Source organism: Paenibacillus sp. JCM 10914, assembly GCF_001315105.1.
Taxonomy (GTDB): Bacteria; Bacillota; Bacilli; order Paenibacillales; family Paenibacillaceae; genus Paenibacillus_AQ.
The window spans coordinates 178,620-189,349 of the sequence record NZ_BAZR01000007.1 but is presented as its reverse complement, the minus strand read 5'-3'; the positions used below and the strand labels follow the sequence as shown (position 1 = coordinate 189,349).

At 48.1% G+C, this 10,730-nt stretch carries 10 protein-coding genes and 1 pseudogene; 3 read left to right on the top strand and 8 right to left on the bottom strand.

Features of this window, described 5'->3' with window-relative positions; translation table 11 throughout:
• Nucleotides 1-239: pseudogene (locus JCM10914_RS29245) on the top strand (esterase family protein); the annotation flags it as partial.
• 15 nt (nt 240-254) lie between these two features.
• On the opposite strand, the gene JCM10914_RS11695 reads toward JCM10914_RS29245, so the two are convergent.
• Nucleotides 255-707 (bottom strand): class I SAM-dependent methyltransferase, encoded by a 453-nt coding sequence (locus JCM10914_RS11695; protein WP_231638621.1) that lies wholly within the window; start codon nt 705-707, stop codon nt 255-257.
• Nucleotides 708-1,507: 800 nt separating this feature from the next.
• Between JCM10914_RS11695 and JCM10914_RS11690 the strand changes: the two genes are divergently transcribed.
• Nucleotides 1,508-2,746, top strand: a complete 1,239-nt coding sequence (locus JCM10914_RS11690; protein ID WP_023961027.1) for a saccharopine dehydrogenase family protein — start codon at nt 1,508-1,510, stop codon at nt 2,744-2,746.
• A 1-nt stretch (nt 2,747) separates the two neighbouring features.
• The gene (gene nspC / locus JCM10914_RS11685; RefSeq protein ID WP_023961025.1) at nt 2,748-3,875 is read left to right on the top strand and encodes a carboxynorspermidine decarboxylase; all 1,128 of its coding nucleotides are present in this window, start codon (nt 2,748-2,750) and stop codon (nt 3,873-3,875) included.
• Nucleotides 3,876-3,960: 85 nt separating this feature from the next.
• On the opposite strand, the gene JCM10914_RS11680 is transcribed toward nspC, so the two are convergent.
• From JCM10914_RS11680 to JCM10914_RS11660, 7 genes are all read right to left on the bottom strand, one after another.
• Nucleotides 3,961-4,749, bottom strand: coding sequence for an alpha/beta fold hydrolase (locus JCM10914_RS11680; protein WP_023961023.1), 789 nt, complete (start codon nt 4,747-4,749; stop codon nt 3,961-3,963).
• A gap of 212 nt (nt 4,750-4,961) precedes the next feature.
• Nucleotides 4,962-5,129 (bottom strand): hypothetical protein, encoded by a 168-nt coding sequence (locus tag JCM10914_RS28855; RefSeq protein ID WP_023961021.1) that lies wholly within the window; start codon nt 5,127-5,129, stop codon nt 4,962-4,964.
• 234 nt (nt 5,130-5,363) lie between these two features.
• Complete coding sequence (locus JCM10914_RS11675) at nt 5,364-7,583, bottom strand: family 78 glycoside hydrolase catalytic domain (RefSeq protein ID WP_023961019.1); 2,220 nt, start codon at nt 7,581-7,583, stop codon at nt 5,364-5,366.
• Between the two features lie 26 nt (nt 7,584-7,609).
• Nucleotides 7,610-8,449 carry a carbohydrate ABC transporter permease gene (locus JCM10914_RS11670; RefSeq protein ID WP_023961017.1) on the bottom strand — a complete coding sequence of 280 codons (840 nt, stop codon included), beginning with the start codon at nt 8,447-8,449 and terminating at the stop codon, nt 7,610-7,612.
• A gap of 14 nt (nt 8,450-8,463) precedes the next feature.
• Nucleotides 8,464-9,360 carry a carbohydrate ABC transporter permease gene (locus tag JCM10914_RS11665; protein WP_023961015.1) on the bottom strand — a complete coding sequence of 299 codons (897 nt, stop codon included), beginning with the start codon at nt 9,358-9,360 and terminating at the stop codon, nt 8,464-8,466.
• 57 nt (nt 9,361-9,417) lie between these two features.
• The gene (locus tag JCM10914_RS31355; RefSeq protein ID WP_370570237.1) at nt 9,418-9,768 is read right to left on the bottom strand and encodes a hypothetical protein; all 351 of its coding nucleotides are present in this window, start codon (nt 9,766-9,768) and stop codon (nt 9,418-9,420) included.
• 35 nt (nt 9,769-9,803) lie between these two features.
• Complete coding sequence (locus JCM10914_RS11660; RefSeq protein ID WP_023961011.1) at nt 9,804-10,712, bottom strand: sugar ABC transporter substrate-binding protein; 909 nt, start codon at nt 10,710-10,712, stop codon at nt 9,804-9,806.
• Nucleotides 10,713-10,730: the final 18 nt, after the last annotated feature.

Here is a 10,730-nt window from a genome sequence, read left to right as displayed (position 1 = left end):
AAGCGTCGATTCTTTCCCCTGCGCTTCGCATCTACCTTAGCATTGGGGAACGAGAAACCGATAATGACGACTTCAATCAGACTGCCCACGAGCACGTTGCGTTAACTCGCCAGACGTTAATCTCTTCAGGGATACCGGAAGGCCAAGTCCGATTCGATTTCGTTCCCGGAGGCACACACCATGAATCTACGTGGAGCCTCCTATTCCCGGAAATGCATCGCTGGTTGCTGGAGCCATAAGTCTAGGCGCGTCAGTTACTCTTTTACCCGATAGATATACAGCTTCGTACGGTATAGATCTCCACAGGTCACAACGCGCTCAGGCTCCCAGCCGGGCATAGCAAAACATACACTAATCAAGTACGCTCCAGGCTTCAGTTGTACACGCATGATCGTGCTTAATCTTGTCATGGCTCCGGGATAGAGATAGCAGATCACGACATCCGCTTGATCATACTGATATTGATAAATATCTCCATGTTGAAAATCCAGATCCGCCGCAGTTCGCTTTAGGCTGGCGGACAGCTTGGAGACCCATAACGGAATCCATGAATTCTCGATGCCTACGATTCGCCATGCCTTGTTGTACGTCGCCAGCTGCAACGCCAGTGTTCCCCAGCCTGATCCAGCCTCTACGATGAGTCCTGGTAGGGGTATACGCCGCAACTCGGAGAGAACGGCTCTTCGAACCACCGCTGATGAAGGCATGGGAGATATACCATTACGCCAGCTTCGGTATACGATAGATATCACAGCGATCAGAACCAATACAACAAGTATGAATGATCCAACAGAATAAAAACTTAAGCTGTTCATAATGCTTTAGGCCAGCCTTCCTCTCAATCTAGATGTCGTTAAGACGCTTCATGATGCACCATTATGACTATCATAACAAAAAAATCCGAATACGCCGAAGAATATAGACACATCCTTCACTATTAGTGGGCCCACGTCCCTTGAACGGCGGCTAGTCTACCCCCGTTTCAAAAATTTTGCTTGCTCATTAGTCGCTGGCCTGCTACTATGAAGAAGCATGATTTTTGGAAAGTTAATATTCAATACCTATTTTAGGATCTTTCCAAGCAGATAATCTTTGACCACTTCCTTACAGAAGTCAAGGCCATACGGACAGCCGGGTCAAATGCCGATTGGCAACTTTCGTTGCCTTATTGATTGAGTTAAAAGCTCAAATTTTATAAGTTGGTTACTTTACAACCAGTGCATATGCACACAACTTGTGAAACGGTCAATAAGAGTGGTAAAAGTAATTATTTGCTATATAGACTCTGATCCTAAACATCGTATATTTGAATATTAAGGGCCTTTCCATGAAACGATGAGTTTTATGGTTGACTGACAAGCACGCAAGAGGTTTGTCCTGTCATGCTAATGGGGAGTTCTTATTATTTGACTATCGAAGCAAGTGTGATGCGCATAGTGCGTGTTTCGCTTGCTTTTTTTGTTGCCGTTTCTACATAAAAAATGAATTCGAAAAGGAGATTGAAAAAATGGGGAAAGCACTAATCATTGGCGCCGGCGGCGTAGCTTCAGTAGCCATTCATAAATGCGTTCAAAACAGCGAGGTATTCGAGGAAATCTGCATCGCCAGCCGCACGAAGTCCAAATGCGATGAACTGAAAGCCAAATTGGACGGTGGCAACACCAAAATCACGACCGCACAGGTGGACGCCGACAACGTAGACGAACTAATCGCTCTGATTAACGAAGTCAAACCGGATATCGTCATGAATCTAGCCCTGCCTTACCAAGATTTGACGATCATGGATGCTTGCCTAGCCACTAAAACGCACTACATGGATACGGCTAACTATGAGCCGGAAGATACGGCGAAATTCGAATACAAATGGCAATGGGATTACCGTGAACGTTTTGAACAAGCAGGAATCACAGCTCTTTTGGGCAGCGGATTCGACCCAGGCGTAACGGGTGTATTCTCCGCTTATGCGCTGAAACACTATTTTGACGAAATCGAATATATCGACATTCTGGATTGCAACGGCGGCGATCACGGCTATCCGTTCGCAACCAACTTCAACCCGGAAATCAATATCCGCGAAGTGTCCGCGAATGGACGCTACTGGGAAAACGGGCAATGGATTGAAACAAAACCGATGGAAATCAAGCGCGAGTATAACTTCGCTGAAGTCGGCCAGAAGGACATGTACCTGCTGTATCATGAAGAGCTTGAATCCCTGGCGCAAAACATGCCTGGACTGAAACGCATCCGTTTCTTCATGACATTCGGTCAAAGCTATCTCATGCACTTAAAAGCGCTTGAAAACGTAGGAATGACCTCCATCGAACCAATCGAATACGAAGGAAAACAAATCATTCCGCTTCAATTCCTGAAGGCTGTACTCCCTGACCCCGCTTCCCTCGGGCCACGTACAGTAGGCAAGACGAACATCGGCTGTATCTTCAAAGGTAAAAAAGACGGCCAAGACAAGACTTACTATGTCTACAATGTATGCGATCATCAAGCGTGCTATCAAGAAGTGGGTTCCCAAGCCATTTCCTATACAACCGGCGTGCCTGCGATGATCGGCGCGGCCATGGTCATGACCGGCAAATGGAATAAACCGGGCGTATTCAATATCGAAGAGTTCGATCCGGATCCATTCATGGAAGAACTCAACAAATGGGGACTTCCATGGGTAGAAGACTTCAATCCGGTGTTGGTTGACGCATTGCCCGAGGAAGCTAAACAGCCGGAGCTCGTTCGTTAATATGCGGTTCGAGGAATTGCCGACACCCTGTTTCGTTGTCGATGAAGCACGCATCGAAAGAAACCTCACCATTCTGAACGGCGTCATGCAGCGTACGGGAGCCAAGATTGTGCTGGCGCAAAAAGCTTTTTCCATGACAGCCATGTATCCACTCATCGGAAAATACTTAAGCGGAACGACGGCGAGCGGTTTATTCGAAGCACGACTGGGTCACGAAGAAATGGGCAAAGAAAATCACGTCTTTGCCCCTGCCTATCGTGAGGATGAAATCGACGAGATTGTTTCCATTTGCGACCATATCATCTTCAATTCCTTTTCCCAATTGGAAAAGTTCAAAGGAAAAGCCGTTGCAGCCGGTAAAAAGGTAGGCCTGCGCATCAACCCGGAATGTTCGACGCAAGTGGGACATGAGATCTATGACCCCTGCTCAACGGGATCCAGATTCGGCGTGAAACGAGAGGATTTCCGGCCGGAACTGCTGGAAGGCGTTACAGGATTGCACTTCCATACCCTTTGTCAACAGAATTCGGACGATTTGGAGACCACGCTGAATGCCGTCGAAGAAAAGTTCGGGCCATGGTTGACGCAGATGGAATGGATCAATTTCGGTGGCGGTCACCATATTACAAGAGATGACTATGATATCCCGAGACTCGAAGCTTGCATCTCGCGAATGCAGGATAACTACGGCTTGGAAGTCTACCTTGAACCGGGAGAAGCCATTGCGCTGAATGCGGGCTATATGGTTACTTCCATACTGGATATCCATAAGAACGGTATCGAGATTGCGATCGTGGATACGTCGGCAACCTGTCATATGCCGGATGTTCTGGAAATGCCATACCGTCCACCGCTTGTCGGTTCAGGTGAGGCCGGTGAGAAGCCATACACCTATCGGCTTGGTGGTCCGACCTGCCTTACGGGCGATGTCATCGGAGACTATTCCTTTGATCAGCCCCTGAAGAGCGGTGACAGATTGGTGTTCGAAGACATGGCGATCTACTCTATGGTCAAAACCAACACCTTCAACGGCATGCCGCTGCCTGCGATCGCCGTGCAGGAGAAAGACGGTAATTGTCGCGTCGTGCGTGAGTTCGGCTATCAAGATTTTAAGATGAGACTAGCCTAATGAATAACAAGCCTTAGCCCTGTAATCAGGGTTAAGGCTTTGTTTGATTGTTGTATCCTATGTATTGATTGTGATCATAGCCATCCTATTCTATCTTGGATAAGAAGTTATGAACGGTTTTATTGAAAACTTGTGGTTGACAAAGGTTGCTTGGGTCAAAAGAATCCTTAATAACCTGTAGCTCTGAATTTTTTATGAAATTAGCTACTTGTGTCATCATCCGAACACCTAATTTAGTATCATCGCCAACCAAACAAATGGTCGGAGCTTCTATACTACTTAATTGTTTGTTGAAATTAATTTTATTTATTGCTTTTCTTTGAGTTTTAGCCTCATGCGTTCGCATGTTAACCATAACTCTTTCCATCTCCGCGCTGGCTAGTGGCCATCGTTTATACGAGCTTTTTGTTAATTGCGCTAACCACTGTTTAGGAAAATGAAAAACCCAGGTTTGGTTAGCGCCAATCATAGCTAATCGTTTTTGAAAGGAATCAACCGACGTGTCACAAAAACTATCCACGATAACGAGGGCCTTTACCGTTTCAGGATAAGTAATGGCTAACTTCTGAATCAATACACCGCCATAAGATACGCCAACAAATATTGCGCTTTCAATCTTTAGAAAGGTTAAAAGTTCTTTTATATCATGTGTTTGCAATTCCAAGACACGGTCAAAGTGACAGTCCAGTTTTCCGGATTGTCCATTGCCCCTTAAATCTATCAAGATTACTTCAAAATAGTGTTTGAAATACTCTACTTGAGGATGATACATGGAGGAAGATGCACCTAATCCATGTATAAAAACAAGCGGTTTCCCTTTGCCATAAGATTCATAAAACAGCTTAATTCCGTCCGCAGTTCTTAAATAAGGCATTTCTTATTCCCCCTACCGCAAAATCTCACTTTTTCCTTGAATCTGTACTTATCATTGGACATTTCATTTTAACATAAATAAAACACAAAAAACGGCAGAGCCAGTCTAATGAATGTTCTGTCGTATAGTTGTACTATTCGGTTCACTTCAATTTGAGTGTAATCGTTCTGTCCCTACTTTGCCTAACGTTATGGTAAGTTCTTGGATCATTTTCATGCATTCATCCGGGGTTTGGCTCGGATTTTCAACAAATATCGATAGATCTTACAGATGATATCCCCGCTTTGCCCAAATCGGCCCTTCATATTCTCTAGAAATTTCGTTAGGGAAACGGGTAACTTTTCTTGCATGCCTTCCCCGCTCTCGAAGTTCTTCGTCATGTATAAGGTCTCCTCGTTGCCCTCGGACTCTGCTTACCTTGCAATAAATGGAGAAAAACTTTCCAGGTTTTCTTATACTTTGCCTAGCGCTGGATATAATATACTTTTTGCCTAATCAAAAACGCCGCTGACAATTGAATTGTCAACGGCGCTCTTAACAAGTATTTATGGAACATTACCCAAGATAGGACAAGCATATACTTTGGATATCGATTATCTTTTATTGAATTACGCTTAAACCTGCGCTGTTGCCACTGCCCAGTTTATGTGCGTATCAGTGCTCTCGAAGCGTTGACCGTCTAGTTCGATGACGATGTTCCAGCCCTGCGGGTTGCGGATGGTTACGGTCCGCCCGTTGTGCTGCGGTGCGATGGAAATATCCAGCTCGGCATCACCTGCTCTAAGGTTGCTCAGGCTGCATTCACGATCCAACCACGAAGTGGGAAGCTGAGGCTTAATATGAAACGTCTTCTCATGCGCACTTGGTGTCACACCGAAGAAGTGGCGGATCACCGGAACCGTAAGGGCATACAGCGTCCATGCCTGTACCACGCAGCCATAATCCGGCGACATCTCGGAAAAAGAGCCCGGGAGCACTTTCGAGAAGGACCCCAGCATTCTGCGCAGCAGCGCCAGCGCCTCGTCCGGATGGCCGTTGGCCGCTTCGGCTACCGCATGGACACCCGTCGAGATTGTCATGGTGCCTTGCTTGTAGATCCCTGCCAGATAGGTGCCGTACTCTCCAATAAAGATGTCCGAACGCATGGTTTCAAGTGCTCGTTCGGCCTTCTCCGGATCAGCAATACCGGTCTCCATTGGCGTCACGATGACCCAGTTCTTGTTGAGCAGCCATCCCCGGTCAGCCTTCGCATCTTTGGCTTCACCTAGCATCTGTCCCAGGTACTCGCGATATCCCTGAATCCCTTCCTTCTCCGCCAAGGAAACCATATAATCGACCTTCGGCTCGATATCGCTTCTGGAAGCAACCGCATCTGCGTACAAACCTTCCGACTCGCACCAGTACACTTCATTAATAGCGCGTACTGCACGGTCTGCAAGCTCTTTGTACTTCTTCGCGTTGTCTTCCTCGCCCAGATGTCTGCTCATCTCCACCATCGCCTGCAGAGCCTGCGCGGTATACACCGCACTGTCGATCAGCTCCATGTTAAGGCCTGCAATCTCAATGATGCCGTAACCCGAAGGGAACAGGTCGCCGTCTGGATCCATTTCATGCAGAAGCCAATCGATCCCCTTCACGCAATAGCGGTAATGGCGCTGCAGCAGCTTTTCATCTCCCGTCCAGCGGAACAACTCCCATACAAATGCGATATAATGAGCGGTCTCCTGGGTATTGCCCGGGTTCGACACTGCCCCCATGGTCGTAATCTCATGCACGATTCTGCCATTGCCATTGGCTTCTTCCGATTTTTGCAGTAGAAGGTTCAGCGTATCCTTCGCCAGCTGCGCATCCCCGATGGCAAGTACACCTTGCAGAGAGTACGTATTGTCACAGCCGAACCACCACGGGTAGGTGGGTCCTCCGGCAGTCAAACCACGTCCGATGCCATCGACCTTCTGTACCAGCCACTGATTGTTCCACTTGGCCCATTTGAAAGCTTCGTTCAGTAAATCTTCCCCGGCGATTTCCAGCTTCGCCCGGTTCTCGACCCCTTCATATAACACCTTCTTCTGCTGCAAGAGAATTTCATGCGAAGAGACAAGCTTGTCATATACCGCCGCGCTCTCCTCCTGGGATTGGTAGGAGCCGGCAACGAATAAGCGGAATTGCAACGTCTCCTTCTCCTGAAGCTCAATCACTTCGCTGCGGAAGGCAACCCCCATACCGTTACCCGCCGTAAACTCAGGCCCATACAAGGAGGCCCCCGTCTCTACCTCGGTACCCGGTAAATCCGTACCGATCTGGACGTACCAGTCATGGGCGCTGTCCTTCACCGCCACGACTCGTTCCGAGCTCAGGATGACTTCATCCTGTTCGCCGTCCGTTATGCCGATTTCATCGGAGAACCAGACAGGGCGGAGATCGGTACGTGCCAGCAGCTCCAGCTTCAGCCGAGTGGTTCCTTTTCCATAAGACAGCAGCTGGTAATCGGCAACCATTCCTTTTTCCAGTTCAGGGGCAAATTGAACGCGCTCGAGCCGGACCGGAATATGGCCAAGGCCATGATCATATTGAAACCGGCTGCCCCATGGCTCGCTCGTGAAGCCGTCCGAACGGGACCAAACCGAGATGTTCCGGTCGATATCCGTAATTCTCAGCCAAAAGCCGTCCAGCAGCTTGATCGGATGAAGCCATACCCCACCCATCTCGTTAGCAACATGGTGTCCGAAATCCGGGAAGTAGCCGTCCTGGGTTCCGCAGATTTTCATATACTCACCGGCATTATAGTATAAATTGAAGGGATGTCTGCTATTTAATCCTGATGTACCCTGCATGTCAGCCTCCTCTGGCTTCCAACTGATCAACCCTTAATGGCTGAGGAGATGGAAATGCCTTCGATGAAATATTTTTGTGCCAAGAAAAATACGATTAATGCCGGCAGCATAATCAGAATCGTTGCCGCCATCAGCATGTTCCATTCGACGTTATACAATCCCTTAAACATGGAAAGACCTAGTGCCAACGTATACTTATCGCTGGAGTTCAGATAAATGAGCGGTCCCTGGAAATCATTCCAGACGCCCATGAAGGTAAAGATCGATACGGCGATCAGCGGTGCCACCGACAACGGCAGCACGATTCGGGTAAAGATCTGGAAGCGGTTGGCTCCATCAACAAATGCGGACTCATCCAGGTCCCGGGGAATGCCGCGCATGAACTGGCGAATCAGGAATATGTTAAATGCACCGCCGCCAAAAAACGCAGGGATAATGAGTGGCAGGAATGTATCCACCCAACCGATTTCCTTGAACATAATGAACATCGGAATCATCGTAACCTGGGAAGGCAGCATCATCGTTGCCAGCAGTACCAGAAACAGCGTGCGCTTGCCTTTGAAATTGAACCTCGCGAATCCGTAAGCACAGATGGCTGAAGATAATACGGTTCCGATCAAGACCGGAATCAGAATGATGACGGTATTGCCTAGAAATTTGAAGAAGGGTACGGCTTGCACGGCATCTCTGTAGTTAGTCCAGTGCCACACGGTTGGAAAGAAGTTATCTTTGAATACCTCCGCCGGTGACTTCAGCGAGGTGAAGAAAGTCCATAACAAAGGCACGATGACGATAAGAGCCCCGACAATGAGCGCCAGCATGGACAGGATATGCGGCACGTTGATACGCTTAGCAGAATGATTCATGAATGACGCCTCCTTTAATCCTTATCGTCGTCGCCCTGATAATACACCCACATGGACGAGCTTCGAATGACGATCAGAGTGAATACAAGAATGATGACAAACAAGATCCAGGATAATGCCGAGGCATAACCCATCTCATAATCCTGAAAGGCCTTGTTATAGAGATACAGGTTATAGAACAATGTAGAATTGAGCGGACCTCCGTTGGTCATGACAAACGCCTGGGTAAAGTATTGGAACCCGCCTATAATTCCCATGATCAAGTTGAAGAACACCGTTGGCGATATCATTGGCAGCGTAATGCTGAAGAACCGCCGGAATCTTCCAGCACCGTCCAACTCGGCCGCTTCATGCATATCCTCGGGCACGCTTTGTAAACCCGACAGATAAATGATGATCGTATTGCCGACGCCCCAGATTCCCATGACGATGAGTGCGCCGAGCGCGTAGGACGGGTCTTGAAGCCAAGCCGGTCCCTGGATGCCGAACCAAGCGAGCGCTTTGTTCAATATCCCGTATTCGGGATTGAATATCATGACCCACATCATCGATACGGCAACAGCCGGAATGACGGATGGCATGAAATATATTAATCTGAATACCTTCATGCCGCGACGGCGCATATTGAGCAGCACTGCAATCAACAGGGAGACCACTTGGTAGAGCGGTACGGATACCAAAGCAAAAATAAAGGTTACTTTTAGAGATTGATAAAATAATTCATCATGGAAAATCGCCTTGAAGTTGTCCAGCCCAACCCACTCGATCGATTGCACTCCCGTAATAATGTCCCATTTGCTGAAGGCTAGCAGCAAGGAGAACAGCATTGGGCCAATCGTAAACAGCAGAAGTCCCAGAAGCCATGGCATGATGTATAAGTAGCCGGCCCAATCCGATTTTGACTTTCGCATAACAGCCTCCTTGATGAAGCAGGTGAAGCGCATGATCATGCACTTCACCTGTCGTTTTTACTTGATTTTGCTATCCACGTTTTTCGCAGCTTCATCCAAAGCGCCCTTCACGTCCTGTTGCTTCAGCAAAATCTTCTCCATGGCTTTGTTGAATTCTTCAACAAAGATGGGGCCATGGGTAGAGCGCAATGTGACCGGTTTCTTCGCATAATCCATCATTTCGATAACTGGCTTGTCGGCAACTTCGTTTGCTTTCACTTCTTCCAGTTCCGTTACGGTTGCTGGGAGAACCTTGCCGTTCTCGGAGCGAAGCTTCTGCGCTTCGGTACCGGATAACCATTTCAAGAGCTCATAAGCTTCCTGCTTGTGTTTGCTGTTGGCGTTGATCGCCCAGCCCGCGCTTGCGATAATGCTCGTGCGCGTTCCGTCCTCACCGGTAGGAATCAGGCTGATCCGTATTCCACGTCCGATTTGTCCAGATCCGTCTTCACCCAGCGGCCTGTTACCATCATGGCCAATTTATCCGTCATGAACATGGAGGAGTCTCCGCCAAGCGTCTCGGCATCCTGAGGTGTTGGCGATACGCGATCTTCGCCTTGCGACAGTGCAACGTATTTTTCAATGGCGGCTACCGTCTTCTCGCCATTCATGAATCCTTCGGCCTCTGTTCCATCTTCATTCGCTATATCTGTTCCATGATCCCAGAGATACGTGTAGATCGGATATTCCCACTTACCAGCATTAAATCCGAATTCGGTATACTTATTGCCTTCCTTCTTGGTCAGCTTCTTGGACGTTTCGATCAATTGATCCCAGGTCCAATCTTCAGACGGATATTCCAGGCCTGCTTCATCAAACATGCGCTTGTTGTACCAGAGCGCGAGCGGATTGAAATCCTTCGGCAGATAGTACTGGTTGCCGTTGATGTTCATATTGTCGATCAGATCCTTCTGGAAGATATCCAGACTGAAATCGCTGTCCTTGCTCAAGTAGTCGTCAAGCGGCTCCACGACCCCTTTCTCAACATATTTGAAGTAATCTCCCTCGCCGATCAGGAATACGTCGGGTGCTTGTCCGGCTGCAAGCGAAGTCGTCAATTTGGTGCCGTAGCCTTCGCTTGGAATCGGTTCGAATTTGACTTGAATGTCCGGGTGAGCCTTATTGAATTCATCGGCAAGTTGCTGTTCATTAGCGCCAGAGTTCACATCGCCCCATACGGTAAATGTCAGGTTAACCTTCTCCCCTGCAGCCCCATTGCCGGAACCTCCACTATTGCCGCCGCAAGCGGATAGCGCCAAAGCAGCGATGATGACCATACTAAGCATTGTTGACCATTTCCAATTCTTTTTCATTGAATGACCCTCCAGAAT

What these genes read in the sequence shown, in the direction of transcription:
- JCM10914_RS11695 (WP_231638621.1), bottom strand. Translation starts at nt 707, where the DNA reads ATGCCTTCATCAGCGGTGGTTCGAAGAGCCGTTCTCTCCGAGTTGCGG.
- JCM10914_RS11690 (WP_023961027.1), top strand. Translation starts at nt 1,508, where the DNA reads ATGGGGAAAGCACTAATCATTGGCGCCGGCGGCGTAGCTTCAGTAGCC.
- nspC (WP_023961025.1), top strand. Translation starts at nt 2,748, where the DNA reads ATGCGGTTCGAGGAATTGCCGACACCCTGTTTCGTTGTCGATGAAGCA.
- JCM10914_RS11680 (WP_023961023.1), bottom strand. Translation starts at nt 4,749, where the DNA reads ATGCCTTATTTAAGAACTGCGGACGGAATTAAGCTGTTTTATGAATCT.
- JCM10914_RS28855 (WP_023961021.1), bottom strand. Translation starts at nt 5,129, where the DNA reads ATGACGAAGAACTTCGAGAGCGGGGAAGGCATGCAAGAAAAGTTACCC.
- JCM10914_RS11675 (WP_023961019.1), bottom strand. Translation starts at nt 7,583, where the DNA reads ATGCAGGGTACATCAGGATTAAATAGCAGACATCCCTTCAATTTATAC.
- JCM10914_RS11670 (WP_023961017.1), bottom strand. Translation starts at nt 8,449, where the DNA reads ATGAATCATTCTGCTAAGCGTATCAACGTGCCGCATATCCTGTCCATG.
- JCM10914_RS11665 (WP_023961015.1), bottom strand. Translation starts at nt 9,360, where the DNA reads ATGCGAAAGTCAAAATCGGATTGGGCCGGCTACTTATACATCATGCCA.
- JCM10914_RS11660 (WP_023961011.1), bottom strand. Translation starts at nt 10,712, where the DNA reads ATGAAAAAGAATTGGAAATGGTCAACAATGCTTAGTATGGTCATCATC.